Origin of the sequence: Kribbella monticola (assembly GCF_003261635.1) — a bacterium.
GTDB lineage: Bacteria > Actinomycetota > Actinomycetes > Propionibacteriales > Kribbellaceae > Kribbella > Kribbella monticola.
Genome location: NZ_QFXK01000038.1, coordinates 31,368 through 58,341 on the forward strand (window position 1 = coordinate 31,368; position 26,974 = coordinate 58,341).

Sequence of the window (26,974 nt, forward strand, 5' to 3'; positions counted from 1 at the left end):
TCCCTCGTACTGCGGAGGAGCAGTCCCCACGCTGCTCCTCCGGTCGCAACTGCAAAGGCGAGCGCCTATCTTCCTCTCAAACAAGGGATTGCTTGCCAACACGATGCCCACAGCAACACCCGATGCGAGCTAACCAACAGCGCTTCGCTCAGAACAGATTGCGTAACACGCCGTACAAAGCCATCGCCGCGAGGAACGCCAGCGGTACGACGCGTTGTAGGCGCGCCCCGAACCGGGGCCGAGGCAGGCGGAACCGGGTGAGGCGTTCCAGCGTCCAGGTGAGCAGCATGTATCCGACCAGCGCTGCTACGACGGGGAGAACCACGAACATGGGTGGGTTGTACGACCAGGCTCGTCCGGGATCTCCTTGCAGGAAAGCCGCCGCCATTCTCGTGGTACCGCAGAACGGGCAGTTCAGGCCGGTGATCGCGTGGAAGGGGCACGGGAGGCCGATGCGGCCGTTGGAGAGGCTGTTGACTCCGGCAAGTACTGCGCCGCCGGCCAGGGTGGCTGCCAGTCCGAGGACGCGGCGGTCCAGGGGCTCCGGTCCAGTTGGTAGTGCGCCTGGTTCCGGCTGGGCGTCTGGACGCATAGGGTGTGCCGGATACATGGGACCACGGTAACCGCTTCGGCGCTGTGGATCCGGGCTCCCCGGAGCGGTGCGTAGCCGGTGAGCCGCAATATCGCTAGCCTGCAGTGACTCCTCAACCATTCAAGAAGGGACCGTCGTGAGCACTCCGACGCCACCACCGGGTTTCGACCCGCAGAACCCGAACCAGCCGGGCGAGCCCGACCAGACGCCCGAGCAGCCGGGTCAGTACGGTCAGCAGCCGGGGCAGTACGGACAGTCTCCCCAAGACGGCCAGCCGGGCCAGTACGGTCAGCCGGGTCAGTACGGGCAGCAGCCCGGACAGTACGGCCAGACCCCCGACCAGCCGGGCCAGTACGGTCAGCCAGGCCAGTACGGCCAGCCGGGCCAGCCGCAGTACGGGCAGCAGCCGGGGCAGTACGGCCAGCCGGGTCAGTACCCGGGGCAGCCGGCTCAGTACGGCCAGGGCGGCGCCGCACCGGGCCAGCCGGGTGGGTACGGGCAGCAGCCCTATGGCCAGCAGCCGGGCGCGTACGGCCAGCAGCCGTACGGCGCGCAGCCCTACGGCGCCTACGGGTACGGCGGCGCGGTGGGTGGCAACCTCGCGACCTGGCCGGTCCGGGTCGGCGCCTTCCTGATCGACGCGATCATCTACGGCATCCCGATCGGTATCGGTAACGCCCTGAGCAGCAACGGCTCCTCGATCATCAGCCTGCTGTTCACGCTGATCGGTATTGGCGTCTGGATCTACAACCGGATCATCCAGCAGGGCCAGACCGGCCAGAGCTGGGGCAAGAAGGCGGTCGGCCTCAAGCTGATCACCGCCGACACCGGCCAGAACGTCGGCCCGGGCAAGGCGTTCCTGCGCGAGCTGACCCACATCCTGGACGGCCTGCCGTGTTACCTCGGCTACCTGTGGCCGCTGTGGGACGAGAAGAAGCAGACCTTCGCGGACAAGATCAACAACACCTACGTCATCAAGCTCTGACGTAGCACCGCACATCCGAACGCCGTGGCCGACAAGGCCACGGCGTTTCGGCGTTCCCGCCCGGTACGAAATACTCGGCGCGACAGAAAGGAGTCCCGTGAGCACCCCTCCCCTAGGCCCACAGGACAACCCCGACCCGTACTACGGTGCGCCGGGCCAACCGCAGTACGGCCAGCAGCCGGGGCAACCAGGGCAACCGCAGTACGGGCAGCCGCATCCCCAGCAGGCTTATGGCCAACCGCAGAACCCTTACTCGTACGGGTTCGGCTACGGCCCTCCTGGTGGCGCGGAGCTGGCCAACTGGGGCCCACGCGTCGGTGCGGCCCTCCTCGACGGTCTGGTCAGTGGCGTCCCGGTCATGTTCTGCTACGCGATCTTCCTCGCCAACGTGCTGTCCCGCGCAGACCGCTCCTATCCCGATGACCGTCCAGAGGCCTGGGCTGTCGTCGTCCTTCTGCTCGGTGGACTCGCCAGCCTCAGCCTGTGGATCTGGAATCGCGTGATCCGGCAGGGCAGCACGGGGCAGAGCGTCGGCAAGAGCGCGCTGCACCTGAAACTCGTCGATGCCCGGACCTATCAACCGATCGGGCCCGGTAAAGCGCTCGGACGTGACCTGCTGCGCGGCATCTTCGACCAGGCCTGCTTCCTCAATTCGCTCTGGCCGTTGTGGGACGACCAGAAACAAACGTGGCACGACAAGGTGCTCAACACCTACGTGGTGAAGGTCTGATGTCATACCCAGGACAGCCAGGACAGCCCGGGCAACCAGGCGGATACCCACCAGGACAGCCGGGACAGTTTCCGCCCGGGCAACCCGGCGGCAACCAGGGGCTGCAGCCCTACAGCCCGGTCCAGCCGGGCTACGACCCTTACCACCAAGGCGGTTACGGCTTCGCACCGCTCGGTGGCGGCCAGCTGGCCGGCTGGGGGTCACGGGTCGGCGCGTCGATCATCGACAGCCTGTTCGCGTTGCTTCCGGTCCCGATCGGCGTGGTCGCCGGCGTCGCGATCTCCGGCAGCATGGAGCAGATGACCGACTCGGGCCGGACCGCGATGGCAGTCGGCTACCTGGCGTACTTCGTGCTGATCATCTGGAACCGGATCATCCGCCAGGGCCGGACCGGGCAGAGTCTCGGGAAGAAGGTGCTCGGCCTGAAACTCGTTGCCAAGAGCACCGGACGGCCGCTGGGCGTCGGCCGGTGCCTGGGGCGCGAGGTGTGCGGGATCTTTCTGGCCAACCTATGCTTCCTCGACCTGCTCTGGCCGCTGTGGGACCAGCAGCACCAGACGTGGCACGACAAGGTCGTCGCCAGCATCGTCGTCAAGCAGTAGCACCTGCCGGTGGCACCGCGAGATGCCACCGGCAGGACAAGCTTCAGACCTTGGTCAGAGTCCAGCTTTGCAACGCTGTACCGGTGTTCGGCTGCTGGACGAGCAGCGCTCCACTCGTTGCCGACGCCGCCGTGATCGCCTGTCCGCTCGCGGCCGAGACAATTGCGTTGCCCCCGGCGACAGTGGCGAGTTTCCATTTCTGGTTGGCGTTTCCACTGCAGCCGTACTGGATGATCGCCGCGCCCGCGGCATTCGAGCTGCCGTAGAGATCCACGCAGAGTCCACTGCTGACGTTCTTCAGCGTGAACGTGCTGTCACTGTTGACAGTGGCAACGAATTTCTGATTCGCCCCGGAATGCGGATTGTAGACAGTCAGTTGGGTGCCCGCCGTGGTGGAGGAAGCCGGCACGTCGATGGCCAGCCCGCTGTTCTTGATCTGGTACGTCGCCCCCGACTGAATCGCCGGACCGTAGACCTCGAACTCGTAGAGCGAATAGCCGTACGTCGTACCGCGGGCAACCCCCTGCATCCGCACGTATCGGCCCGTGCCGGTCAAGCCGGTCAGGTCGTCGATTCCACCGTCACCTGCTGCTGTCGTGTAGATGGTCGTCCAAGTCGCGTTGTCGTTGGACACCTGGATTTGATAGCCCTTGCCGTAGGCAGTTTCCCAGCGCAGCTTGACTCGCTCGATCGGCACAGCGGCGCCGAGGTCGACGGTGATCCACTCGTTGTCGTTGTAAGCGCTGGACCAACGCGTGCTCAGCTCGCTGTCGACCGCATTGGCCGCCACCAGACTCGACGTTTCGGTGCTCGAAGCCGTCACCGGCTTACCGGCGGCGAGGTTCCCGTCCTGCACGGTTGACGGCCACGCCGGGTTGCGCCCGATGGTGGAGATCACGGAGATGAAGTTCGACCACGGTGTGCTGAGCTTGGGCGAACCCCAGGTCTGCTGCGCCACCATGCGCAGTCCGTCGCGGATGTCGGAGGCGATCCGGTCCTGGGTGGCCGCGTCAGGGTTGTCGCACCAGACGTGCAGCTTGGTGCCCAGGTTCTTGGCCTTCGACGCCTCGGTGATGGTCTGGCTGCCCTGGAACAGATCGGGAGTCCAGGTGTCGTAGCCCCATTGGCTGCCGGGCCCACCAGGCCCGCCCTGATAGAGCACGTAGTACGTCGGATCCCAGCTCTCGTTGGAGATCAGGTGCCCGCCGTCGATGAGCGCCTGCGGGGACTGGCCGTAGTTGTACCAGAATTCGAGGATGACGTTCGGGTTCACGGTGACGGCCGAGCCGCCGCCGATGCCGTCGTTCCAGGCCCGGGTGGTCTTGCCTGCGGCACGGACGATGTCGTTCGCCCAGTTGATGAAACCGAGGTAGGCGTCCTTGCCGATCGCGTTGGCGCCGTAGGTGGCCTTGGCGTACGTCTCGAGCTGCGGGAAGTCGCTGTAGTTCCCGATCTGGTACTCGTCGGCGCCGATGTGGAAGTACGGGCCCGGGAACAGCGCGAGGTACTCCTGGTAGAGGTCGCGGAGCAGCGTGTAGGTGCCGGGTTTACTCAGGTCGATGTTGCCGTTCTGTACCGCGCCGGTCTTGCTGACCAGCCTCAGTTCGGGATGCGCGTTGAGCACCTGGGTCAGGTGACCGGGCGCGTCGATCTCCGGCACGACGACGATCTTGTACTTCGCGGCCAGCGCGATCAGGTCGCGTACTTCGGCCTTGGTCAGGTGATCGGCCGAGACGACCTCCGGGTGTGAGGTGCTCTCGATCCGGAAGCCCTGGTGGTCGTTCAGGTGCAGGTGGAGGTAGTTCAGCTTGAGATAGGCCAGTTCCTTCACGTGGTCCTTCAGCCACTGGGCCGTGAAGTATTTGCGCCCGGCATCGATCATCAGGCCACGCTCGGGCTTGAGCGGCCAGTCGCGCGCGGTGCCCTGCGGGATCGCGTTGCTCTGCTTGAGCAGTTGGAGGACCGTGCGCGTGCCGTAGAAGGCGCCCCTGTCGTCGCGGGCGGTGATGCTGATCCGGTCCGTGACCGACAACGCGTATCCCTCGGTACCGAGAGCTGTGTCGGTGGACCCGAGGGCGAGGTAGATGTCGCCGGCGCGCAGATCGGCCGTCGTACCGGTCGTTTCCGTCGGCGTTCGGCCTGTCAGGGCGCGGAGATCATCGGCGAAGACCTGGCTGGTCGTCGCCAAAGTGGTCGCCTGGGCGGTCGAGCGGACGATCCGGGTCGCGCTGGAGTAGCTGAACGAACCGGTGCCACCGGTCCACTCCTGCAGGGCGGGAATCGTCTGTGGTCTGGGGTTGGACGTGGTCTGCGCGGTCGCCGGAACGACCGTCACCGAAAGGGTGGCGGCCGAAGCGACGACGAGGGCGAGTGCACCGAGCAGCGGTTTCAGGGGCCTCATCGCGATCCTCACAAGAGCGGGGCGGAGACAGGATCGTGCGCGGCAGGCGAGGTGAAGTCAAGAGCAAACTGCGCATAGCTAGCGAATTACGTCAGGTTATGCGCATAAACAGTCAAAGCCTGCGCCGATATCGCTCAGCGCGAGAGCACCAGGCCGGCGCAGGCGACAGACCACAGGACGCTGGTGAAGGTGCCGATGATGAACCGCTCGGCCACCGCCTGCGGAGTCACCGACGCAGGCTGGTCCGGGCTCCGCAGTTCGGGGTACCGGGCCAGCCCTTTGATCGCCAGCACGATCGCGAGGCCTTCCGGGAAGCCGGCCACCATCGACGCGTAGATGGCACCGCGCTCGAGCGCGCCGATCAGCGCGCCACCCCGCAGTACCTCACCGGCCTTCTGGGTCGACTGCGCACGGGTGTTGCCACGGTCGACCAAGGACAGCACAGAGGTCGTCAACGGGCCGCCGCCGGTCACCGCGAGGCCCCCGGCCAGCAGGAGCAGGACGTTCCACCAGCCCTCGCGCCAGCCGGTGACGCCGTCGCCCGCGAGCAGGATGAGGCCGACCGCGGCCAGGCAGGCCAGCATCAGCCCGCTCACCACGATTTCCAGCACAGACCCGGCCTTGAGCACCAAGGCGAGGACCGCAAACACCAACCCGACGGCTGTCACCGACAGCACGACTGCCGTCATGCAGCAGCACCGGAGCCGAGCAGTTCGGCCGCGAGTGCCCGGCCGCGCTGCTCCTCGACGACACCCGCCGCCTGAGCCCGCTGGGTCACCGCCGACTGGCTGATGCCCAGCTTCACGCCGATCTCGCGACGACTGAGACCCTCCGCGAGCAGGTCGGCCACCGCCCAGCCACGCTCGCTGCGCCGCCGTAGTACCGAAGCCATCAGCCAGAGCACGCTCTCCACCTGTTCGGCGTGGTGCTCGTCGGTCCCGATCACGTTGATGTGGTGGGGACTGGCCTTGGCCCGGTTCACCGCCTCGCGCGCGTTCACGAACGCGGCGCCACTGCCCGCCCTGGTACTGCGCGGCAACGGCTCGTCCACCTCGCCGATCCCGAGCCCGACGTACCACCGGTCGGCCCGGATCAGCTGGACGATCACGTCGATGGTCGCCCGTGCCTCGGCCATCACGCCTTGCACCTCGTCGCCTGCCGTCCGCTCGAACTTCCGCAGCAGCCCGGTCCGCCGGGGCCGCCGGTTGAGCGTGTTCAGCAGGTCGGGAACCACGTCCGATGTCGTTCGGCTGGCTCGCTGATCTACCGTGAGAACGAAGACCACCGCCCTGCACCTCCTTCCCAGCGCATGATTAAGGCTACAGTCTTATTCACGTAGAGTGAAGGAAAAAACCTGAATCGGTTCACCCGATCACTCCGTGTGATCGCCCCGCGGACCCGCCGATCCCCCTATTTTCCGCTCAATCCAGCCCATCCCGCGCCCCGACTCACCGCCCGCCTTCACTCCGAGTCAAGATCGAGTCAGGCCGTTTCAACGCCGGACCGGCCGGTCTCGAAACAAACAACTGATCTTTCCACCCGTTGGTGCCGCCGCCGGAACACCAGCGCGACGAGCCGCTCCCGCCCGGAGCAGGCGGGAGCGGACCGCAGTCAGTCGACGAGGCGCAGGTAGACCTGGGAATCGTTGGACTTGAACGTCTCCGACATCTCGGCGAAGCCGGCTTCGATGGCTTCGGTGGAGGTCAGGCCCTTCTCCTCGGCGTACTTGCGGATGTCGGCGGTGATCCGCATCGAGCAGAACTTGGGCCCGCACATCGAGCAGAAGTGGGCCGTCTTCGCCTGCTCGGCCGGCAGCGTCTCGTCGTGGTACGAGCGGGCCGTGTCGGGATCCAGCGACAGGTTGAACTGGTCCTCCCAGCGGAACTCGAACCTTGCCCTCGACAACGCGTCGTCCCAGTCCTGCGCGCCCGGGTGCCCCTTCGCCAGATCGGCTGCGTGGGCAGCGATCTTGTAGGTGATCACTCCGGTCTTCACGTCATCGCGATCGGGCAGGCCGAGGTGTTCCTTGGGCGTGACGTAACACAGCATCGCCGTACCGAGCCAGCCGATCTGGGCCGCGCCGATCGCACTGGTGATGTGGTCGTACGCCGGTGCGACATCTGTTGCCAACGGCCCCAATGTGTAGAACGGGGCCTCGCCGCAGAGCTCCTCCTCGAGCCGCACGTTCTCCGCGATCTTGTTCATCGGCACGTGTCCCGGGCCCTCGATCATCACCTGGACATCGTGCTCCCAGGCGATCTTGGTCAGCTCACCGAGCGTCCGTAGCTCGGCGAACTGGGCGGCGTCGTTGGCGTCCGCGATGCACCCCGGCCGCAGCCCGTCGCCGAGCGAGAACGTCACGTCGTACGCGCGCAGGATCTCGCAGAGTTCGGCGAAATGCGTGTACAGGAAGGATTCCTGGTGGTGCGCGAGGCACCAGGCCGCCATGATCGAGCCGCCGCGGGAGACGATCCCGGTGATCCGCTGGGCGGTGAGCGGCACATAGCGAAGCAGTACTCCGGCGTGCACCGTCATGTAGTCGACGCCCTGCTCACACTGCTCGATCACGGTGTCGCGATAGACCTCCCAGGTGAGCTCGGTGGGATCGCCGTTCACCTTCTCCAGCGCCTGGTACAGCGGAACGGTCCCGATCGGCACCGGCGAGTTCCGCACGATCCACTCGCGCGTCTCGTGGATGTTCTTGCCGGTGGACAGGTCCATCACCGTGTCCGCGCCCCAACGGGTCGCCCAGACCAGCTTCTCGACCTCTTCCTCGATCGAACTCGAGACGGCCGAGTTGCCGATGTTCGCATTGACCTTCACCAGGAACTTCTTCCCGATGATCATCGGCTCGGACTCGGGATGGCGGTGGTTCGCCGGGATCACCGCCCGGCCGCGCGCCACCTCGTCGCGCACGAACGAAGCGTCGACGCCTTCCCGTACGGCGATGTAGCGCATCTCCTCGGTGATCGTGCCGGCCCGCGCATGCGCCAACTGGGTGAGCGGCTCCCGCTTGCTGATCCAGTCGCTCCGCAGCGGCGGGAGTCCGGTCTGCACATCGATCTGTGCTTTGGAATCGGTGTACGGCCCGGACGTGTCGTACAGGTCGAAGTGCTCCCCGTTGGTGAGGTGCACCCGCCTGGCCGGTACGCCGAGCTCCCCGCGATGGATCTTCTCGGACCCGGAGATGGGCCCGGTGGTGACGGTCGGACGAACAGAATTGTCGATCGAGGTCACGTCTGTGCTCCCTACGCCGGAATTACCCGGACAGGTTCGGCGGTCGGCGGCGCCGGTTCGCCCCACCTGCCCGGTGATCCCGGCGCAGCGGTGCGCAGTCCAGCCGCCCTCTCAGCCCGCTACAGCGCGAGCTCCCGCGATATCAATTTGTCACCGGCAACCTTAGCCAACCCAGGCTTACGGCGTACCGGCTCCGTGTGGCGCATCACTTCGGCTTTCCGCGCGGACCGGTGTGGCGTCAGGGTGGAACCGGTAGCGTCAGGACATGCGCGACATCCTGTACCCGCCGGTGATCGGCTTCGCCAAGACTGCCTTCAAGGTGCTCGATCTGAAGTTCCGGATGACCGGCACCGAGAACGTGCCGCGCACCGGCGGCGCGGTGCTCGCGCTGAACCACATCAGCTACGTGGACTTCGTGATCGGCGGGTTCGGCGCGCAGCCGAGCAAGCGGCTGGTCCGGTTCATGGCCAAGGAGGTGCTGTTCCGCAACCGGTACTCCGGTCCGTTGATGCGGGGGATGCACCACATCCCGGTCGACCGGGACGCCGGCTCCGCGTCGTACCGGGAGGCGTTGCGCTACCTCGGCGAGGGCGAGATCGTCGGCGTCTTCCCGGAGGCGACGATCAGCCGGTCGTTCGAACTGAAGGAGTTCAAGACCGGGACGGTCCGGATGGCCGCGGCGGCCGGCGTACCGATCATCCCGATGGTGCTCTGGGGCACCCAGCGGATGCTGACCAAGGACCACCCGCGCGACTTCTCCCGGCACCAGCGGGTCTCCATCACGGTCGGCGAGCCGATCACCGTGACGCGCGCCGACAACGCGACCGAGGCGACCGAGCACCTGCACAAGACGATGGCCGGTCTGCTCGACCGGACCATCCGGGAGTACCACGAGCAGCCGCCGGGCGCCTGGTGGCTGCCCGCCTCGTACGGCGGCGGCGCGCCGACCCCCGAAGAGGCCGACCGGCTCGACGCCGAGGAACTCCGGCTGCGCGCGGAGCGCCGGAAGAACAAGTAGCACCTGCCGCAGTACGCAACCGCCCCATCGCCGCGAGTAAGCGATTTCCCTGGCTTTGTCACGCCTGCGGGAAGATTTCCGGACAGCACCTTGACCAGGTGGCGAGGCCGGAGTACGAAGGGCCTTTGTTGTCGAAGCAGGTACCTGGGGGGTCCCTCTCGACGCAGGCCGGTCGCTCGTGCGGTTGGCCGGCCGTCACGGGGTGGGGGAAGAATTTTGTTCGAGTTTGACGAGGAACTGCACCTCTTCGAGCCGGGGACGCTGACGATCCCCCCTCACGTCGAAGAGGAGATTCCGGACGTCGGTGGGTTCTTCATCGCCTGGGCGACGCAAGACCTGCGTCCGGACCAGGCGCGAGAACTCGAGGCGGCCGTCAACGGCCGACGCTGCTCCAACGGCTGGTTTCCGCTGGAGAGCCTGGACAACATCGGCAGCCGCGGCTTCTGGCGCGGCCCGTTGACGTATCTGGCGCGAATCACAGCCAAGGACCCGGTGCTGGTCCAGAACTGGGCGTCCAACGGCCTGCACGGTGAAGCCAAGAGCCGCATCGACGCCACCGCGAACCACCTCCTCTTCCAGCAAGGCCACGCCGCCGCGGCCACCTGGGCGATGGCCGTCCGCCCCCAAGCCCTCCTCAACCCCACCCTCCTCGGCGAAGCCCTCTACCGCAGCTGGGAAGAAGGCATCAGCACCCTCCGCACCAAAGACATCGCCAAAGCCGTCCGCCGCTGGAACCGCTAGTACTACGAACGCGCCGACCCCACCCACGCAGGCTCCTCCTCCGGGCTCATTAAAGAAGTAACAGCACTTATATAAGTGCTGTTATTCTTTTGGCATGGACGATCCTACCGAGCAGAGTCAGTGGCGGGCGTTGCATGAGTTGCTGGGTCGGATGGATGGGGAGATCGGGCGGATCTACAGCGACCGCCAGATCCAGGGCCTGAAGCCGACGTACGTGCGTGAGCTGTTGCAGTTGCACCTGCGTGGGCCGATGACGATCACCGAGTTGGCCGAGGTGATCGGGCGGACGCATTCGGCGCTCAGTCAGAAGGTCGCTGCTATGCGCAGCGCCGGGCTGGTGCGGACGGTGCCGGGTGCTGATGCGCGGAGTAAGCGGGTCACGCTGACCGCCAAGTCGAAGAAGCTCGTCGAGTTGCTCGCCGCCGAGTGGCGGGCGACAGAGGCCGCGATCACCGAGCTCGAGGCCGAGTTGCCGTACCCGATGACCCAGGTGGTCCGCGACGTCGAGGCCGCTCTGGAGCGGAAGAGCTTCTACCAGCGCGTCAGCGAGCACCTTGAAGGGGAAGCGAAGTGAGGCGCGCGTTCATCGACCTCGGGCCGCTGCGCGTACCGGCGTACCGGCGGTTGTGGGTCGGGCAGGTGCTGTCCGGATTCGGCGGGCAACTGACGTTCGTCGCCGTGATGTTCCAGGTCTGGGATCAGACCTCGAGCCCGGCCTGGACCGGCGCGGTCGGACTGGCTCAGGCGTTGCCGCTGATCCTGCTCGGGCTGTTCGCCGGCACGCTCGTCGACCGGCTCGAACGACGGAAGATCTACCTCGTCACCACCTGCGGACAGTTGCTCACAGCAACCGTGATGGCGAGCCAGTTGGTGATCGGCCGGGTCCCGGTGGGGGTGCTGCTGGGCCTCATCGCCGTACAGGCCTCCTTCGGTGCGACCGCGGGCCCCGTTGCGAGGACGGTCCTGCCGCAGCTGCTGACGCGCGACCAACTGGCGGCGGGGATCGCGCTGAACCGGATCGGGTTCCAGGGCGCGATGCTGATCGGCCCGGCGCTCGGTGGTCTGATCATCGGCGCCTGGGGTGTCGGCATCTGCTACCTGATCGACGCGCTGAGCTTCCTCGCCGCCCTGTACGGCGTACTCGGGCTGCCCCGGATGCGGATCGGGGCAACCGCCAAGCCCGGGCTCCGCGGGGTCTGGGACGGGTTGAGCTTCGTGGTGTCGACACCGGTGATCCGTGGCGCGCTGGTGACCGACCTGGCGGCGACCGTGCTGTCGATGCCGATCAGCTTGTTTCCGGTGATCAACGCGGAGCGGTTCGGCAACAACCCGCGCACGCTGGGATTGTTCCTGACCGCGATCGCGGTCGGTGGGGTGGCCGCATCGCTGTTCTCCGGATCGTTCACGCGGCTGCCGCGGCACGGTGTGGTCATGTTGTGCGGTTCGGCCGGCTGGGGTGTCGCCTTGCTGCTGTTCGCGTTCTCGCCGGTGCCGTGGCTGGCGTTGGTCTGTCTCGCGGTCGCAGGCGCCGCGGACACCATCGCCGTGGTCTCACGGAGCACGATCGTCCAGTTGCACACACCGACCGAGCTTCTCGGCCGGGTCAGTGCCGCCGAGCAGATCGTCGGCCAGGCCGGCCCCGACCTCGGCAACCTGCGCGGCGGGATCATCGCACAACTCACCTCCCCTGTCGGATCCCTCGCCTCCGGCGCACTCCTGTGCATCGCAGCGGTAGCCGCCGTCGCCGCAAGCACCCCCGGCCTCCGCACCCCTGCCGCCCCGATCGACAGCCGGCAGTACCCCTGAGCCGCAGCCGGGTCTTACGCCGGCAGGGTCAGTGTCCAGGAGGAGACGACGCTGTCGACGACGATGAGGCCGGGGCCGGGGATCTCGACCTTGCCGCGGAAGGGGGCGTTGGCGAAAGTCAGGTCTGTGTAGTGGTTGCCGGTGAACTTGTAGTGCTTCAGGTATGCGTACGACTTCGGAACGGTGAGCTGGGCTGTGGTCGCGCGCCCGGTGTAACGGAACACGGCCGTGTGACCGCCGCTGACCGAGCCGTGGATTTCGGGAAGGCTGCTGGCGGGCCGATAACCCAGGTGCCACCTGGCAAATCCGGGTGACCTGATCGATGGAACGATCTGGACGTGGGTGTACTTCCGCGGTACGACACAACGGATCCGCTGGCGGCTGAACATACCCAGGCCCAGTTCCTCGCCGCCTTCTGAATGGTCAGGCGTGTCGACAAGCCCGAAGACCTTCAGGCTGCCGAGTGGGCAGCGAAGTTCCAGCACGGTCCGGTCACCCTCGGGCGCATGCATCACCGGCACGGTCCCCTTGAACCAGCCACGGAACGGCAACTCGATCTCGTCCACCCGCGGAGTATGGCGCATCAAACGGTCACGCCTCGGGCGCAGAATTCCGGTCTTGTAAAGAGCTGTCGCCCGTCGTCTCAGCTCTTCGTCAGGCGCCGGGAGACCAAGTCGGCGGACTCGTCGATCGGGTCGGCGTGGCGGTGAACGATCTTCCACTCGCCGTCCTCGCGCCGGAAGATCGTCGTACTGCGGAGCATGTACGACCTCACCTCGGATCCATCGATCGACGAGGTGGTCCGTTCGATCGCGAGCAGGTAGGCGAAGTCTTCGCCGACGTCTGCCGCCACCACCTCCCACTCGCACGAACTGCAGTCGGAGAAGCGGGTGGCGAGGTCGTCGAACATCGGAGCGACCTCAGCCCAGCCGATCGGGCTGAACGCAGCGCCGTAGACGGTGACCGGATCGGTGTGCGACCACATCGCGAACCGCGGACCGGCATCGCCGTTGTGCAGCGCTGTCTCGGCCTCGTGAATACGCGGCATCATCTCGGCGAGGAACTGCTGGGTGTGGTTCATCGGATCTCCTTGGTGTTCGGGTTGCGGCCCAGCTTGTGGAGCAGCTGGTCTTGTAGTGACGCGTTGCGCAGTACGGCGTCCGTCGTCGCGAACGCGTGCTGCTGCGGACCGAGATCGAGCTCGGCCGAGTACGCGAGCAGGAAGGCGACGACGTCGTCGGGGAGGGTCTCGTCCGCACCGATCGCACGGGCGAGATCCCAGGCGTGGACTGCGGCGTCGAGGATCCGCATCGCCACCAACTCGTGCCCGGTCCGATCACCCGTCACGTGATGGGTGACGCGCTCAAGCACCCCGCCCTTGTGGAAGCACGCGATCATGCGCTCCGCACTCGCCACGAACGCCGCCACCGCGTCGTCGCCAAGGTGATCGACGGACCGAGTCGCCTCGACCTGCTCGGTCGAGGCACCGTCGAGCAGCAACTGATAGCGCACGTTGGCCCCGACGACATGGTTGACCAGGGCACGGACATCCCACTCGGTGCACGGCGTCGCCCGCCGCCAGTCCCCAGGCCCGACGAGCCGAAGTCTCCGCCCAAACTCTTCAAGAGCAATCTCAAGTAGTACAAGAGAATCCGCGCCGTCGCTCATGCCTCTCAGCCTGCGCCCGCGCCGATCCCGCTAGGAGGGTCCACCATCCCGCTTCCCCGGGAATCATTCCCGAGCCCACAGGAGAAGGCTCAGGGCTAGTGCAACTGCGGGATGATCAAGTAGAGGCCGTAGAGGATTGCGGCTACGCAAGCGGCGAAGCAGAAGGCGGCGGCTGCTGTGTCGACAGGCGACGCGGACTTTCCGGCTTCGACGGCGACGGCTCGGCGGGACCAGGCGGTGATGCCGATTGCGAACAGGACGACCAGGCCTACTCCGAAGAGGAGGCTGGCGAGGGCTACCTGGGCGAGGGCGGTCCAGTCGATGTGCATCTGCGTCTCCTCAGGCTGCGGTGGCGGCGGGTGCCGGGGTCGGCGTACCGGGGTACTCGTTGACGTTGGACGACGTGACCGGCTTGCGTCGCGCAGCGGCGTACAGGCCTAGTCCGGCCGCTGCGGCGGCGATGGCGATGATCGCGACGCCGAGGTTGCCCGAGTTGGCGACGCGGCCTGCTAGCGCGCCGACGAGAGCTGCGGCGGGAAGCGTGAAGAGCCAGGCCAGCGCCATGCGTCCGGCGACGGTCCAGCGCACCTCTGCGAGCCGTTTGCCGAGTCCTGCGCCAAGGATGCTGCCTGAGCAGACCTGGGTGGTGGACAGCGGGAAGCCGAGGTGTGACGACGCCAGCAGTACGGCGGTGGAGCTGCTCTCCGCCGCGAAACCCTGCGGCGACTCGATCTCGGTGAGCCCCTTGCCCATCGTGCGGATGATTCGCCAGCCGCCCAGGTAGGTGCCGGCCGCGATCGCCAGCCCGGCCGCGAAGATCACCCACAGCGGCGGGCGCGAGCCGTGCGCCAGGCTGCCGGAGGTGATCAGTACCAGCGTGATGATGCCCATCGTCTTCTGCGCGTCCCCGGTGCCGTGCGCGAGCGAGACCAGCGACGCCGAGGCGATCTGACCGACCCGGAACCCGTCGTCGACCGTCTTCTTCCGCGCCCGCGCGGTGATCGTGTAGACGAGGTACGTCCCGATCGTCGCCACCACACCGGCCACGATCGGCGCCGCCACGGCCGGCACGATGATCTTCTGGACCACGGTGCCGAAGTGCACCGCTCCACTGCCGGCGGCGATCCAGGTGGCGCCGATCAGCCCGCCGAAGAGCGCGTGCGAGGAGGAGCTCGGCAGTCCGACGTACCAGGTCAGCAGGTTCCACAGGATCGCGCCGACCAGGCCGCCGAAGATGATCGGAACGGTGATCTTCGCATCGTCGACGAGTCCGCTGGAGATGGTCTTGGCGACCTCGGTGGAGACGAACGCGCCGACCAGGTTGAGCACGGCGGACAGCGCGACGGCGACCTTGGGTCTGAGCGCGCCGGTCGCGATCGACGTCGCCATCGCGTTCGCGGTGTCGTGGAAGCCGTTGGTGAAGTCGAACACGAGCGCGGTGACGATCACCACGACGACGAGGAACGACAGATCCATCACGATCACATCCCGGGACTGGGCGGCGGTCAGGAGAACGCTCTCGACGCTAAGGCCCCGGGGTTAATTCGCCGTGAACTACTCAAAAGCTGAACTGCCCGTACTACGAACAGCCGGCACTGCCCGTACTACGCGCTGCCGGCGACGGCCCGTACTGCGAGCTGCCGCCCGGCTACTCCAGGATGAGGTGGACCAACCCGTAGACCCCCGCGGCGACCAGGCCGGCCGCCGGGATGGTCAGAACCCACGCTGCGACGATGCCCTTCGCGACGCCCCAGCGGACCGCGGACAGCCGCTTGGTGGCGCCCGCACCCATCACCGCGGAAGTGATCGTGTGCGTGGTGGAGACCGGCGCGTGCAGCCCGATCGCCATCACGTACAGCACGGTCGCGGCGACCGCTTCGGAGGCGAACCCGCGCGCGGGATCCAGGTGGATGATGCGCCGGCCGAGCGTGCGCATGATCCGCCAGCCGCCGGAGTAGGTGCCGAGCGAGATCGCGGTCGCGGCGGCGAACTTGACCCAGATCGGGATCCCGTCCTCCTTGTTCACGTGACCGGTCGTCAGCAGCGCGAGGAACATCACGCCCATCGTCTTCTGCGCGTCCTGCAGACCGTGTCCGAGCGACATCGCCGCCGCCGACACCGACTGGGCCAGCCGGAAGCCGCGGGTGGTCCGGCCGGGGTTGCTGCGCCGGAAGATCCACAGGATCCCGAGCATCAGCAGGAACGCGCCGAGGAATCCGATCGCGGGCGACAGGACCATCGGGATGACGACCTTGTCCACGATGCCGGACCACAGCACGACACTGGTCGAGGCGAGCCCCGCACCGACCAGGCCGCCGATCAGGGCGTGCGAGGAGGAGGACGGCAGACCGAAGTACCAGGTGATCAGGTTCCAGCTGATGGCGCCGATCAGGGCGGCGATGACGACCACCAGCCCGTGCCGGCCCGACGGCAAGGTGATCACGCCCTTGCCGATCGTCTCGGCCACCTCGGTGCCCAGGAAGGCGCCGGCGAAGTTGAAGACCGCCGCCATCGCCAGCGCGACCCGCGGCGTCAGCGCGCGAGTCGAGACCGAGGTCGCGATCGCGTTGGCGGCGTCGTGGAAACCGTTCGTGTAGTCGAACGCCAGCGCGATGACGATGACGGCGACGACGAGCGCGAACTCCACGCTCAGCTCTCCTTGACGGCGATCTGTTCGACCGTGTTGGCGACGTGCTCGAAGGCGTCGATCGCGGCCTCCAGCAGGTCGACCACGGTCTTGTACTTCATCACCGTCAGCGCGTCGTACTCGCCGCTGAACAGCTTGGCGATGATCCGGCGGTGCACCGCGTCACCGGTGTTCTCCAGCCGGTTGACCTCGATCCAGTACTCCGCGAGGTCCTTCATCGTGCGCAGCCTGGGCATCGTCTCGGCGGTGAGCGCGCCCATCCGCTGCAGTACCTCGATCTGCTCGGCGACCTCGGCCGGCAGCTCACTGAGGTTGAAGAGGTGGACGGCGTCGACCGCCTCCTCCATGTAATCCATCACGTCGTCGAGGTCGGAGGCCAGCCGGTAGATGTCCTCGCGGTCGAACGGCGTGACGAAGGTCGAGTTGACGCGGCGGATGATCGAGTGTGTGGTCTCGTCCGCAGCGTGCTCGGCGTCCTTCATCTGGGCGGCGATCTGGTGGCTCGCGGACAGGCCGGATCCGGCCGTACTGCCGAGCAGTTCGGCGAGGATGCGGGATCCGTCGACCAGGTGGTTGGCGGACTCGGTGAAAAGGTCGTAGAACGTCGGGTCGTTCGGACGCAGACGTAACGGCACTTCAAGCTCCGGGTGAACGAGGGACAAACCGTGAACATGCTAGGGGCAACGGACCGCTGACGGAGCATCGGCGGTGTCAAGGTACCGCGAGATGATGAACACGTAGACTCAACACGACCAATCCGTTACCGATCAGTTTCAGCGAGTGATCACCGCATAGAGGTCGAACAGGCCCACCAGCAGCACCAGGCCGGCGGCGACCCGTAGTACGCGATCTGAGCCCAGACCGCCTGGTTCGTGACGGAGATGGCGGTAGACGGCACTGACAGTGGTCCAGCAGGACAGGGCCAGCACGGTGACGACGATGCCGAGCCCAAGGCGCACGTTCGACGTACCGAGGCCGGAGGCCAGTAGCAGGATTCCGTTCGCGACCAGGCCGAGTGACGTTCGTCTCCAGGCGAGCAGGGTGCGTTCGGGCTGCAACCCGGGTGGCTGGGTCATCGCAGCAGGCTGAACAGGAGGCCGATCAGGCCGACCACGGCGATCGTTGCCCCGAGCACCAAAGGGATGCGGGTGACCGGCAGGCGCGCGCCGAGGCGCATCGCGCTCAGGTTGACCTGCCAGCGACGGAAGGCGCCGACGGTCGTGACGATCCCGGCCGTCACCAGCACGATCCCGATCACCCGACCCGGCCAGCGCGCGCCACCTAGATTGAGGAACTGCGCGGCAGACAGACCGCCCGCGTAGCAGGCCAAGGAAGTGCGCAGGTACGCCAGGTAGGTCCGCTCGTTGGCCAGCGTGAAGCGGTAGTCGGGTTCTTGTTCTTGCTGATCTTCTTGGCTCAACTGCAGCTCACCAGGCCGTGGTTCTGCTTCAGGGTGAGGACCCGGCGGACGCTGGCCTGCAGTAAGGCCGAGAACGCCTTGTCCTGTTGGGCTTTCTGCACCAGTGCGTTGATCATCACCGAGGTCAGGGACGACTTGGCGGTGATCACCATGTCACCACCAGCCGCCACGAACCGGGTAGCCCGCTCACCGGCCGGCACCGACGCCACCTCCGCGGCAGCGCCGACATCATCGGTGATGACGACACCGGCGTACCGCAGATCTTCGCGGAGCATGCCGCGGATGATCGTGGCGGAGAACACCGCCCGGTTCGCGCGGTCGATCTTGGTGTACGTCGCGGTCGCGACCATCACCAACTCCGAGCCGGCCTGCATCCCGGCCGCGAAGCCGGCCAGATTCGCGTCACCACGAACCGTGACGTCGTCGACCACGCCCGAGGAGAAGTCCGTGTTCCCTCGGACCCGGCCGAGCCCCGGGAAGTGCTTGACCGAGGTCGCGACACCGGCAGCAGCCATTCCGCGCACGAAAGCAGCGACGTGCGGCCCGACAACGGCCGACGTGCTGCCGAACTCCCGGTCCAGCTTGCCGATCGGCTCATTCGTACTGCGCTCCGACGCCGGTACTACGTCTGCCACGGGCGCGAGGTCTACGTTGACCCCAGCCTGCTTGAGCTGGTTGCCCCACTCGGTGGAGCGGCTCGTCAGCTTCGCCGTGGACCAGGTGCCTTGCACGGTGGCCGATGGGAACCTGTCGAAGCCTGCGCCCTTGAGACGCTGGATCTGACCGCCCTCCTGGTCGGCTGCGATCAGCGGGCGGATGCCTTTCACTGTGGCGGTCGCAGTCGCTGCAGCGGTCGCAGTACGGGTGTGGGAGAGGCTGCCGCCGCTACCCATCAGCAGGAGTCCGCCGGGCTTGCGGGCGTCGGCGATCGATCGCTCTGACGACGTCATGCCGGAGGCGCTGATGCCGGTCATGATCAGCTGGGCAGCCTGCTCGTGCAGCGTGAGGGCTTGCAGCTTCTGGTCCAGACAACCGAGCGGTGTGGTCGGTGATTGAGTCGGCGATTGGCTGGGCGTCGTCTGGCTTGGCGTTTGGGTCGGTGTCTCAGTGGGCTGGGTCGTCGGTGTGACGGTTGCTGAGTCCGACGGCGGCGTACTGGGGCCGGCGGTGGGTGAACTGTCGCTGCAGCCGCCGAGTAGGAGCGCTGCGGCCGCCACCGCCGCCGTGACCCGGGTTGCGCCCACCGGCCTGGTCAGTGCGTCTCCCAGGCAGCGCTGTCGTACGACCCGCCCGAGTGCCGGGCCAGGGCCGCGCAGATGTCGTGCAAGTGGCCGACCTGCTCATCAGTGAGTGCGTCGAACACCGCCTGCCGAACGGTCTCGACATGACCTGGCGCGGTCTCCTTGAGCTTCTGCCTGCCCTCTTCGGTGAGGATCGCGACCTGCCCACGCCGGTCGGACTCGATCCCCTCCCGCCGGACCCAGCCGACCTTCTCCAGCCGGTTCACGGCGTGCGACAGGCGGCTGCGCGAGCCCAGCGTCGCCACCGCGAGCTCGCTCATCCGCAGCCGGCCGTCGGCGGCGTCGGAAAGCCGGACCAGGATTTCGAAGTACGTGTGTGGCATGCCGGCGTCGCGCTGCAGTTGCTGCTCGATCCGGCCGTTGACCACGCGCTGGGCAGCGATGAACGCTCGCCAGGCATGCTGCTCTTTTTCGTCCAGCCACCGCGGTTCCGCCATGACGGCAGCGTAGCCAGGTCGACCGACATGCGCCGCCCGGGCAGGCCGTCAGGAGGTGCGGTGTTGGTCTCTCAGCCGAATGAGGACGACTGCTGCCGCGCACACGACGATGCCGAGCGTCGCCAGTACGCCGATGGTCTCGTGGAACAGGAGGAAGGCGAACAGCATGGTGGTTGGCGGTACGAGGTACAGGAGGCTGCTGATCCTGGTGGCGCCGGACAGCCTCAGGTTGACCAGGTACAGCCCCCAGCCGCCTCCAGTGGCGAGGACAACCAGCCACAGGACGGCACCGTAGAACGCTGGGTCGCGGGGCACGGTCAACTGCCCTGTCACTGCAGTCACGGAGACGAAGAGGACTGCCGACACGAGAGTCTGCAGACAGAGGGCAGTCAGCAGTCCAACAGTCGGCTTGCGGCGCCTTTCGAAGATGGTGCCGATCACCAATCCGAACAGGCCGCCGACCGGAATCAGGAAAAGCGCTGCGTTGCCGGCGGTGAGGTCGTCCGCAACTACCAGGCCAACCCCGGCGACGCCTAGGAACAGGCCGATCCACTGGCGCCCGGTCACCCGCTCGCCAAGGAGCGGGCCGGCCACCGTGGCGATCAGGATGGGCTGTAGGGAGCCGATGAGCGCAGTGACTCCTGCTGTGATGCCGTGATCGATACCGACGAACACGAGGCCGAGGTAGACGAACTGGCAGAGGAAAGCCATCACCGCCTGGGTGACCAGGTCTTTCCTGCTGAGCCGCGGTCTGCGCACCAGCAACACGATCGCCGCGATGCTTCCCGCGACCAGGTAGCGCCAGGCGAGTAGATCGAAGGCCGAGCTGTACTCCGTTCCCCAGCGCGCACCGATGAAGCCGCTGCTCCAGAACACGACGAACCCGGCACCGGCGAGGAGCGGGAGCGGGAGCGCCCGGCGGCGTATGGCTGTCTTCTCGAGGGTTTGAGCGGTCATGGCTCCGAGGTAACCATACCGGTCGGTATACTGTCAGTATGGTTGCCTCGTCCGTCCTGCTCACCGATCGTGGCCCCCGTACGGCGAAACCGCTCACGCCGGCCGGCGAGCGGATCCTCACCGCGGCGTCGTCACTGTTCTACGAGCGCGGCATCCGCACTGTCGGTGTCGACGCGATCGCGGATGCGGCAGAGGTGACGAAGAAGACGCTGTACGACCGGTTCGGCTCCAAGGACAACCTGATCGCCGCGTATCTGGAGCAGCGGAACCGGGTCTGGCATCTGTTCCTGGACGAGCAACTGCGGAGCCGGGCACCGCAGACTCCCGAAGAGGTGATTCTCGCGCTGTTCGCGGCACTGACCGATTGGATGGCTGAGTCGCGACGCGGGTGCGGATTCATCAACGCCAGTGTCGAACTGGCCGCGCCGGACCATCCGGCGATGCCGGTGATCGTGGGGCAGAAGCAGTGGATGCGTGCGGAGTTCCGGGCGCAGGCGGAGCGGGCCGGGTTCCGTAGTACGGAGGAATTGGCTGACCGCTTGCTCCTGCTGCACGAGGGAGCGTTGGTGAGCTACCGGGTGGCTGCGATGGAGCACGCACCCGAGGTGGCGTATCGGGCGGCCGCTGACTTGCTGGCGGGCTGGCGGCGAGTCTAGGGCTGGGCTGGGTGATTAGGGCTCGGCTGGCTGACTAGGAGCTGCGCCTGGCGACGGTGAGGCCGACGAGGCGGGAGACGACCATTGCCACGTAGCCGAGGCCTGCCAGCTGTTCGATCATCACTACGGATCGGGCCCACGACGTGATCGGGACGATGTCGCTCAAGCCGGTGCTGGACAACGTGGTGAAGCTCAAGAAGAGCAACTCCATCCAGGTGCGGTCGGCGTTCGGATTGACGGCTGCGGTGAAGCTGTGCGGCACCACTGCTTGCACGAAGACGAACAGGTAGGCGAAACCCCAAGCCACCAAGGTGAAAGTGGCACCGGTCGCGTACAGCTCGTCGGTGCTCACATCCGGGTCGGACAGCATGTACCGCAGCAGGCTGTACGCAGCGTAGAAGTAGAACGCAGCGTGGATGACGCCGGAGACCGGCACGATGACGTCCGTCGGGCGGAACGCGTTCACGACCGACAGCACGACAGCGGGGATCCCGAGACAGATGCTGACCCAGGTCAGGCCCGGCGTCGAGCGCACGGAGAAGACCGCGAGAACCAGTACGACGATGCCCAGAATCTCGAACGCCACGCGCCCGCCGCGGGAACCTTCCATCGCCGGGTAGAGCAGAACGCCCAGCAGCTGGACTACGAGCAGGATCGCCGACGGGTGCCGCTTGGCGCTGGCCAGCAGGGTCATTCGGGCGCCTCCCGGGAGGCGATGATGGCCTGCCTGCGAGCCAGCCGGTGACTGCGGCGGATCTCGGCCTCGCGCAGCCGTCTGCGGTCCTCGTCGGTCTCCGGCACGACCTGCGGCACCTCGCGCGGCTTGCCTTCCTCGTCGACCGCCACGAACACCAGGTACGCCGTGGCGACGTGGACCTGCGGGCCGACCGAGTCCCATCGGTCGGCGGTGATCCGGACGCCGATCTCCATCGAGCTGCGGCCGGTCCAGTTGACCTGCGCGTTGAAGTGCACGACGTCGCCGACCCGGACCGGGACCAGGAAGACCATCTCGTCCATCGACGCGGTCACGGCGGGACCGCCAGAGTGCCTGGCGGCGACCACGCCTGCGACCGAGTCGACCAACGTCATCACCACACCACCGTGGACCGTGCCGAGCAGGTTCGTCTCGTTCTGCGCGGTGATGTGCGACACCGACAGCCGGGTCGCCGAGGTCGCTCTGGAAGCCGGCGTACCGGTCATCATCGGATCCACTCCTTGACAAAGACGTCCCAGCGGGTTGACGCAGGATATCCGCCGGTTGTCCACAGGCCCGGAATTGCCACCTCGCCGACGCTGCCCGCGCTCGTACTTTCTCTGTCGAGGAGGTGGACACGATGACCACCCAGCACAACCTTCCCGCCGAGCGGGCCGCAGGCAACCATCCCGGACTTCTCCCACTCACCGATCCCGAGGCCGACCACCTGATCCAGCTGTCCCGTGCGGCCTTGTCCGCTCGAGGCCTGACCACGAGCTATGTCCACGAAACCGGCACGCTCAGCGTCGCCACGTCGTCCGATCAGCTCGGCGGCGCGCAGTTCGGACTGGGGAATCTAGCCAGAACGGTGGTGAGGGAGCCGCGGCAACGCTGGGCGCAACAGGTCGAGCAGCATTTCGACGGCTTGCTCGCCAACGTGCGGCGGCCGGCCGATTCCGCTGACCTGGCGAGCCGGCTCTGTCTCCGGCTGGCAGCCACGGCGGCGGTCCCGCCGGAGTGGACTGCCGACCTACCGGAGTTCCTGCCCGGGCTCGTTGCCGTGCCTGCGACCAGCAGCGACGGCACTTTCACCCTCCACTTCGATCCCGCGGCCCTCGGCCTCAGCCGATCCGAGGCATATCGGCTCGCTCTGGCCAACCTCACCCAGCTCACCGACAACGTCACCTACCTCGACCACAACGGAGCCCAACTTGCGATGCTCAGCGAGACCAGCTGGTCCGCATCCCGTGCCCTGGTCCTCGACACCGTCCTGCGGGAATCCCTCCACCTGGAGGACCCGAAGTACGGCGTACTGGTGGCTCTTCCCGCCCGCGATCTGCTGCTGATCCACGTCATCCGCGACCTCTCGGTGCTGCCCGCCCTCAGCGCGATGCTTCACCTCACCCACACCGCCTTCGAGAGCGCACCCGGTCCCCTCACTCCGACCGTCTACCTCGTCGACGCAACCGGCTGGCACCCCGCCACCATCGCGCTTCCCGACCATCCCCTTCCCTATCACCTGAGCCCTCAGCTCCGCGCCCTGATCCATTGCCTCGCCGAGTTCGAAGGAGCGCCTGAGCATGACCAGACAGCAACCTGATCCGGACGTAGAAGTCGACCTCCGAGGTGGTACCGCGCTGGCCGGCAGGCGCTTGCACAGTCGCCGGCACGCGACTGGGCGGCGCCCCGGCAGAGGTGGCGCCGCCCAGTCAGTTCAGTCGGTGGCCGATTCCGGAGTGATCCGGGCGGCTACCGGTTCGTTGTCAGGCCGCCGGGGGCAGCAGGACGGTGTCGATCAGGTAGACCGTCGCGTTCGCGGTCTTCACGCCACCGCAGATGACCTTGGCGTTGTTGACCATCAAGTTGTCACCGGAACCGCTGACGGTGACGTCCTGCTTCTCGACCGTGGCGTGCTTGCCGACGACCGCCGCCGCGTCGAGCTGACCCGGTACGACGTGGTAGGTCAGGATCTTGCTCAGCAGCGCGTCGTTGGTCTTCAGCGTGGCCATCGTCTTCGCGTCGATCTTGGCGAACGCGGAGTCGACCGGCGCGAACACGGTGAACTCGCCACCGTTCAGCGTCGAGACCAGGTCGACCTTCGGATTCACCTTGCCCGATACCGCCGCGACCAGCGTCTTCAGCAGCGGGTTACCCGAGGCAGCAGTCGCGACCGGTGCGGCGGCCATGCCGTCGACCGAGCCGGCACCCGTCGGATTGGCCTTGGCGTAGTCGGCGCAGCCGGGGCCGACCAGGCCGGAGGTGTTGCCGGCCGGAGCGGAGGAGCTCATGCTCTCGCTCGGCATCGGCGCCGAGGACGAGGTGGTGGTCGAGGGGCTGCTGCTCGAGTTGTCGTCGCTGCCGCCACAAGCCGCGGTCGCGAAGAGCAGGGACAGAGCAGAGGCGGCCAGAGCGACTCGCTTGATGGTGTGGGACATGACGATCCTTCTCCTTCGATGGTTTTTGCGTTGCGAGGTGTGCCGCGTCCTCGTCGGAGGTGCGCGGTGCGGCTGCCTGAGCTGTGCTCTGCCGGCAGATGCGGGATGACGGCAGCCGGCTGTACTGCGAACGGACTACTCGACCATCACCACCGTGTTGTGCAGTCCGCTCGACCCGTTGGGTCGAGGTGCTGCACGGTCGGCGGTCTGCACCTGTCCGTCGGCATCTGTCGCCCGGACGGTGAGTTTGTGGTTGCCCGGCGTCGCGTTCCAGCGGAACGTCCATTGCCGCCAGGTGTCGATGGTGTCCTCGGCCGCGAGTTCGGCGGGCTGCCACGGGCCGTCGTCGACCTGCACCTCGACCTTGGTGATCCCGCGGTGCTGTGCCCAGGCGACTCCGGCCGCGACCGAGGGGCCGGCCTTCAGTTGCGCGAAGCCCTTCGGTACGTCGATCCGCGACGACGTCTTGATCGGCGCCTCGACGGCCCAGCCACGGTCGGTCCAGTAGGCGCTGAAGTCCTCGAACCGGGTCACCTCGATGTCGACGACCCACTTCGTCGCGGACACGTAGCCGTACAAGCCGGGAACCACCATCCGGACCGGGAAGCCGTGCTCGAACGGCAGCGGCTCACCGTTCATCGCGACCGCGAAGATCGCGTCCCGGCCGTCGGTCAGCGCCTTCAGCGGAGTGCCGATCGTCAGCCCGTCCACGCTCCTCGACCGGACCGCGTCGGCCTCGGCGTGAACGCCGGCTTCGCGAAGGATCTCGGCGATCGGTACGCCGATCCAGCGAGCGTTGCCGACGTACGGGCCGCCGACCTCGTTGGAGACGCAGGTCAGGGTGATGTCCCGTTCGATCAGGCGACGTCCGAGCAGGTCGGCGAAGTTCAGTCGCAACTCGTGGTCGACCATCCCGTGCACCCGCAGCTCCCAGCTGCGCGGGTCGATCTTCGGAACGGTCAGCAAGGTGTCGACGCGGTAGAACTGCTTGTTCGGAGTGACGAAGCGGCTGACTCCCGCAACATCAGCAGACACCCCAGCCGGTACGGCGTTCGCCGGGCTCGCCGGAGCGGGGATCTTGATCCCCATCCGCGTCGCCTCACTCACACCATCAGGCAGCACCCGCGACACCAGCAACCCACCAGCACCAGCCGCCCCGAGCGCCATCGCCGTCACAAGAAACCCCCGCCGATCGAACCCCGCCGGAGCGGTCGCCGGAGCAGGAGTGGTGACGGCAGGACGAACCGGGGCGATCGTCGGGGCTTCGGTGGTTGGCGGGGTTGTGGGGAGGCTCTCGGATTGATTGCTGTGGGCAATTGACTTGGTGCCTTCGGCGGCGGCGGCCTTCCGGTGTCCACCGCCGTCGAAGGGGTTCAGGTTCAGGGTGCGCAGGATCGCAACGATGCCGATCGTTGCTGTTAGCAACGTGACGATCCCGGGAAGGATTCGAATGAAGTGGTTGGGAGCGAGAGTTCGGCCGGTGGCTGCTGCGAGGATTGCGAGCAGGCCGAGGAGAACCGTCAGTACTACTGCGATGCGCGGCCGGGAGGCGCCGATCGCCCCGGCTAGCAAAGCGAAAACGGCTACCCCGAGGAGGACGACGCCGATCAGGACCGGCTTGTCCGCCGTGCCGAGATTCTTGACTGCCCAGTCCTTGGCCGGCCCCGGTGCGAGATCGATCAGGTGGGTCGCGACGCCGACGACCGGCGACGTACCGCCGGCCAGCGCTGCGGTCAGCTCACCGAGGCCGAGTCCTGCACCTGCGGCGAGCACACCTCCCAGCGCGGCTGGCATCCGGCGTCGCATCGTCGTAGTCATGCCGGTGCTTCGGACCGACCGCGCCCCCGGATGGGTGGATCTCCAAGAAATCTTCACCCAGCCGGCAACAGGCAGCCGAAACGCCTGGCAGAGAAGCCTTGTCCCTCAAGCACTTTCCCAGTCAGCGAAAAGCACTCCTCCTACCAGCGGGAAGACCTCAGCGAGCGTCCGTCTCAGGTGGGGTGAAGTGTCCTGGCCAATCGCTGTTCTTGATCCGGCTGATGGAGCGGATCTCGCCGATCGTGGACCACTCGTCCTTGCCGAGGCGCGCCAGCGGGCGGAGCCGGGTGATCTCGGGATGGTCGCCGTCGAGCACGGACGAATCGACGGCGATGTGGCGGACCTGGCCGATGACGACCGTGCAGTCACCCAGCTCGAGAGTGGTGTGCAGGGTGCACTCGATCGCCACCGGGGACTCGGCGACCCGCGGTACGGCGACGGTCGTGGACGGCTCGGTGGTCAACCCCACCGCGGCGAACTCGGAGATCTCCGGCGGGAAGTCCGTCGCCGACGCGTTCACCTGTTCGTAGAGCGGCTCCGAGGCGAAGTTGACCACGAATTCGCCGGTCGCCTCGACGTTGTTCAAGCTGTCCTTGCGCCCGACCGAGGTGAACTGCACCATCGGCGGCCGCACGCATGCCACGGTGAAGAACGAATGCGGCGCCAGATTCAGGACGCCGTCCGCCGACCGCGACGACACCCAGGCGATCGGCCGCGGCACCACCACCGAATTCAGCAACGCATAGAACGCACGCCCACTGACAGCCCCCGGCACAAAGTCGACTCGCACCCGCTCAGTATTGCCCGGCACCGAATTCGGTGGACCAGG

At 66.9% G+C, this 26,974-nt stretch carries 31 protein-coding genes; 9 read left to right on the forward strand and 22 right to left on the reverse strand.

Translation table 11 applies throughout. The features are described 5' to 3' along the window. Nucleotides 1-148: 148 nt before the first annotated feature. A complete protein-coding gene (locus tag DIZ26_RS30320; RefSeq protein ID WP_232828705.1) occupies nucleotides 149-610 on the reverse strand; it encodes a DUF2752 domain-containing protein in 462 nt (153 codons plus the stop codon). A gap of 118 nt (nucleotides 611-728) precedes the next feature. Here DIZ26_RS30320 and DIZ26_RS30325 point away from each other — a divergent pair, with 118 nt between their 5' ends. The 3 genes from DIZ26_RS30325 (at nucleotide 729) to DIZ26_RS30335 (ending at nucleotide 2,909) form a co-directional block, all read left to right on the forward strand. Beyond that, nucleotides 729-1,577, forward strand: coding sequence for an RDD family protein (locus DIZ26_RS30325; RefSeq protein WP_112247790.1), 849 nt, complete (start codon nucleotides 729-731; stop codon nucleotides 1,575-1,577). A gap of 97 nt (nucleotides 1,578-1,674) precedes the next feature. Then, complete coding sequence (locus tag DIZ26_RS30330; RefSeq protein WP_157979854.1) at nucleotides 1,675-2,307, forward strand: RDD family protein; 633 nt, start codon at nucleotides 1,675-1,677, stop codon at nucleotides 2,305-2,307. After that, the gene (locus DIZ26_RS30335; RefSeq protein WP_112247795.1) at nucleotides 2,307-2,909 is read left to right on the forward strand and encodes an RDD family protein; all 603 of its coding nucleotides are present in this window, start codon (nucleotides 2,307-2,309) and stop codon (nucleotides 2,907-2,909) included. Before DIZ26_RS30330 ends, DIZ26_RS30335 begins: the two co-directional genes overlap by 1 nt. Nucleotides 2,910-2,952: 43 nt before the next feature. On the opposite strand, the gene DIZ26_RS30340 is transcribed toward DIZ26_RS30335, so the two are convergent. The 4 genes from DIZ26_RS30340 to thiC form a co-directional block, all read right to left on the reverse strand. Next, the gene (locus DIZ26_RS30340) at nucleotides 2,953-5,310 is read right to left on the reverse strand and encodes a family 20 glycosylhydrolase (RefSeq protein ID WP_112247797.1); all 2,358 of its coding nucleotides are present in this window, start codon (nucleotides 5,308-5,310) and stop codon (nucleotides 2,953-2,955) included. Nucleotides 5,311-5,444: 134 nt separating this feature from the next. Beyond that, nucleotides 5,445-5,999 carry a hypothetical protein gene (locus tag DIZ26_RS30345; RefSeq protein WP_112247799.1) on the reverse strand — a complete coding sequence of 185 codons (555 nt, stop codon included), beginning with the start codon at nucleotides 5,997-5,999 and terminating at the stop codon, nucleotides 5,445-5,447. Further along, entirely contained in the window at nucleotides 5,996-6,544 is a 549-nt protein-coding gene (locus DIZ26_RS30350; RefSeq protein WP_232828706.1) for a SatD family protein, read from the reverse strand. Before DIZ26_RS30350 ends, DIZ26_RS30345 begins: the two co-directional genes overlap by 4 nt. Before the next feature lie 377 nt (nucleotides 6,545-6,921). Next, nucleotides 6,922-8,547 carry a phosphomethylpyrimidine synthase ThiC gene (thiC, locus tag DIZ26_RS30355; RefSeq protein WP_112247803.1) on the reverse strand — a complete coding sequence of 542 codons (1,626 nt, stop codon included), beginning with the start codon at nucleotides 8,545-8,547 and terminating at the stop codon, nucleotides 6,922-6,924. 265 nt (nucleotides 8,548-8,812) lie between these two features. Here thiC and DIZ26_RS30360 point away from each other — a divergent pair, with 265 nt between their 5' ends. The 4 genes from DIZ26_RS30360 to DIZ26_RS30375 all read left to right on the forward strand — a co-directional run bounded on the left by DIZ26_RS30360 (nucleotide 8,813) and on the right by DIZ26_RS30375 (nucleotide 12,112). Continuing rightward, nucleotides 8,813-9,565, forward strand: a complete 753-nt coding sequence (locus DIZ26_RS30360) for a lysophospholipid acyltransferase family protein (RefSeq protein WP_112247805.1) — start codon at nucleotides 8,813-8,815, stop codon at nucleotides 9,563-9,565. 216 nt (nucleotides 9,566-9,781) lie between these two features. Continuing rightward, complete coding sequence (locus DIZ26_RS30365; protein ID WP_112247807.1) at nucleotides 9,782-10,306, forward strand: hypothetical protein; 525 nt, start codon at nucleotides 9,782-9,784, stop codon at nucleotides 10,304-10,306. A 94-nt stretch (nucleotides 10,307-10,400) separates the two neighbouring features. After that, a complete protein-coding gene (locus tag DIZ26_RS30370) occupies nucleotides 10,401-10,880 on the forward strand; it encodes a MarR family winged helix-turn-helix transcriptional regulator (RefSeq protein WP_198676366.1) in 480 nt (159 codons plus the stop codon). Then, complete coding sequence (locus DIZ26_RS30375) at nucleotides 10,877-12,112, forward strand: MFS transporter (protein ID WP_112247811.1); 1,236 nt, start codon at nucleotides 10,877-10,879, stop codon at nucleotides 12,110-12,112. The genes DIZ26_RS30370 and DIZ26_RS30375 overlap by 4 nt, the downstream gene beginning before the upstream one ends. Before the next feature lie 14 nt (nucleotides 12,113-12,126). On the opposite strand, the gene DIZ26_RS30380 is transcribed toward DIZ26_RS30375, so the two are convergent. From DIZ26_RS30380 to DIZ26_RS30435, 12 genes are all read right to left on the reverse strand, one after another. Then, complete coding sequence (locus tag DIZ26_RS30380) at nucleotides 12,127-12,678, reverse strand: hypothetical protein (protein ID WP_112247813.1); 552 nt, start codon at nucleotides 12,676-12,678, stop codon at nucleotides 12,127-12,129. Nucleotides 12,679-12,755: 77 nt separating this feature from the next. Then, a complete protein-coding gene (locus DIZ26_RS30385; protein ID WP_112247815.1) occupies nucleotides 12,756-13,193 on the reverse strand; it encodes a YybH family protein in 438 nt (145 codons plus the stop codon). Continuing rightward, entirely contained in the window at nucleotides 13,190-13,780 is a 591-nt protein-coding gene (locus DIZ26_RS30390; protein WP_112247817.1) for a TIGR03086 family metal-binding protein, read from the reverse strand. The genes DIZ26_RS30385 and DIZ26_RS30390 overlap by 4 nt, the downstream gene beginning before the upstream one ends. 95 nt (nucleotides 13,781-13,875) lie before the next feature. Beyond that, the gene (locus DIZ26_RS30395; protein ID WP_112247819.1) at nucleotides 13,876-14,109 is read right to left on the reverse strand and encodes a hypothetical protein; all 234 of its coding nucleotides are present in this window, start codon (nucleotides 14,107-14,109) and stop codon (nucleotides 13,876-13,878) included. Between the two features lie 10 nt (nucleotides 14,110-14,119). Continuing rightward, on the reverse strand, nucleotides 14,120-15,259 hold the full coding sequence (locus tag DIZ26_RS30400) for an inorganic phosphate transporter (protein WP_408610284.1): 1,140 nt from the start codon (nucleotides 15,257-15,259) through the stop codon (nucleotides 14,120-14,122). 169 nt (nucleotides 15,260-15,428) lie between these two features. Next, nucleotides 15,429-16,427, reverse strand: a complete 999-nt coding sequence (locus tag DIZ26_RS30405; RefSeq protein ID WP_112247821.1) for an inorganic phosphate transporter — start codon at nucleotides 16,425-16,427, stop codon at nucleotides 15,429-15,431. A 2-nt stretch (nucleotides 16,428-16,429) separates the two neighbouring features. Beyond that, entirely contained in the window at nucleotides 16,430-17,062 is a 633-nt protein-coding gene (locus tag DIZ26_RS30410; protein ID WP_112247823.1) for a DUF47 domain-containing protein, read from the reverse strand. Nucleotides 17,063-17,200: 138 nt separating this feature from the next. Continuing rightward, nucleotides 17,201-17,503, reverse strand: coding sequence for a DUF202 domain-containing protein (locus DIZ26_RS30415; RefSeq protein WP_112247825.1), 303 nt, complete (start codon nucleotides 17,501-17,503; stop codon nucleotides 17,201-17,203). Beyond that, a complete protein-coding gene (locus DIZ26_RS30420; protein ID WP_112247827.1) occupies nucleotides 17,500-17,847 on the reverse strand; it encodes a YidH family protein in 348 nt (115 codons plus the stop codon). The genes DIZ26_RS30415 and DIZ26_RS30420 overlap by 4 nt, the downstream gene beginning before the upstream one ends. After that, entirely contained in the window at nucleotides 17,844-19,091 is a 1,248-nt protein-coding gene (locus DIZ26_RS30425) for a glycoside hydrolase family 3 N-terminal domain-containing protein (RefSeq protein WP_232828707.1), read from the reverse strand. Before DIZ26_RS30425 ends, DIZ26_RS30420 begins: the two co-directional genes overlap by 4 nt. A gap of 8 nt (nucleotides 19,092-19,099) precedes the next feature. Then, nucleotides 19,100-19,585: a MarR family winged helix-turn-helix transcriptional regulator gene (locus DIZ26_RS30430; protein WP_112247829.1), complete on the reverse strand. Its 486-nt coding sequence runs from the start codon at nucleotides 19,583-19,585 to the stop codon at nucleotides 19,100-19,102. Between the two features lie 48 nt (nucleotides 19,586-19,633). Next, the gene (locus DIZ26_RS30435) at nucleotides 19,634-20,542 is read right to left on the reverse strand and encodes a DMT family transporter (RefSeq protein ID WP_112247831.1); all 909 of its coding nucleotides are present in this window, start codon (nucleotides 20,540-20,542) and stop codon (nucleotides 19,634-19,636) included. A gap of 38 nt (nucleotides 20,543-20,580) precedes the next feature. On the opposite strand from DIZ26_RS30435, the gene DIZ26_RS30440 reads away from it, so the two are divergent. Continuing rightward, on the forward strand, nucleotides 20,581-21,198 hold the full coding sequence (locus tag DIZ26_RS30440) for a TetR/AcrR family transcriptional regulator (RefSeq protein ID WP_112247833.1): 618 nt from the start codon (nucleotides 20,581-20,583) through the stop codon (nucleotides 21,196-21,198). A gap of 34 nt (nucleotides 21,199-21,232) precedes the next feature. Here the strand turns inward: DIZ26_RS30440 and DIZ26_RS30445 are convergent, their stop codons facing one another. Both DIZ26_RS30445 and DIZ26_RS30450 read right to left on the reverse strand, forming a co-directional pair. Next, entirely contained in the window at nucleotides 21,233-21,892 is a 660-nt protein-coding gene (locus DIZ26_RS30445) for a potassium channel family protein (RefSeq protein WP_112247835.1), read from the reverse strand. Then, entirely contained in the window at nucleotides 21,889-22,401 is a 513-nt protein-coding gene (locus DIZ26_RS30450) for an acyl-CoA thioesterase (protein WP_232828708.1), read from the reverse strand. Before DIZ26_RS30450 ends, DIZ26_RS30445 begins: the two co-directional genes overlap by 4 nt. Before the next feature lie 131 nt (nucleotides 22,402-22,532). Here DIZ26_RS30450 and DIZ26_RS30455 point away from each other — a divergent pair, with 131 nt between their 5' ends. Further along, nucleotides 22,533-23,492: a hypothetical protein gene (locus DIZ26_RS30455; protein ID WP_112248124.1), complete on the forward strand. Its 960-nt coding sequence runs from the start codon at nucleotides 22,533-22,535 to the stop codon at nucleotides 23,490-23,492. 163 nt (nucleotides 23,493-23,655) lie between these two features. On the opposite strand, the gene DIZ26_RS30460 is transcribed toward DIZ26_RS30455, so the two are convergent. From DIZ26_RS30460 to DIZ26_RS30470, 3 genes are all read right to left on the reverse strand, one after another. Then, the gene (locus DIZ26_RS30460) at nucleotides 23,656-24,327 is read right to left on the reverse strand and encodes a fasciclin domain-containing protein (RefSeq protein WP_112247837.1); all 672 of its coding nucleotides are present in this window, start codon (nucleotides 24,325-24,327) and stop codon (nucleotides 23,656-23,658) included. Between the two features lie 135 nt (nucleotides 24,328-24,462). Continuing rightward, entirely contained in the window at nucleotides 24,463-26,145 is a 1,683-nt protein-coding gene (locus tag DIZ26_RS30465; RefSeq protein ID WP_232828709.1) for a molybdopterin-dependent oxidoreductase, read from the reverse strand. Nucleotides 26,146-26,302: 157 nt separating this feature from the next. Beyond that, nucleotides 26,303-26,935: a flavin reductase family protein gene (locus tag DIZ26_RS30470; RefSeq protein ID WP_112247839.1), complete on the reverse strand. Its 633-nt coding sequence runs from the start codon at nucleotides 26,933-26,935 to the stop codon at nucleotides 26,303-26,305. Nucleotides 26,936-26,974 lie beyond the last annotated feature (39 nt).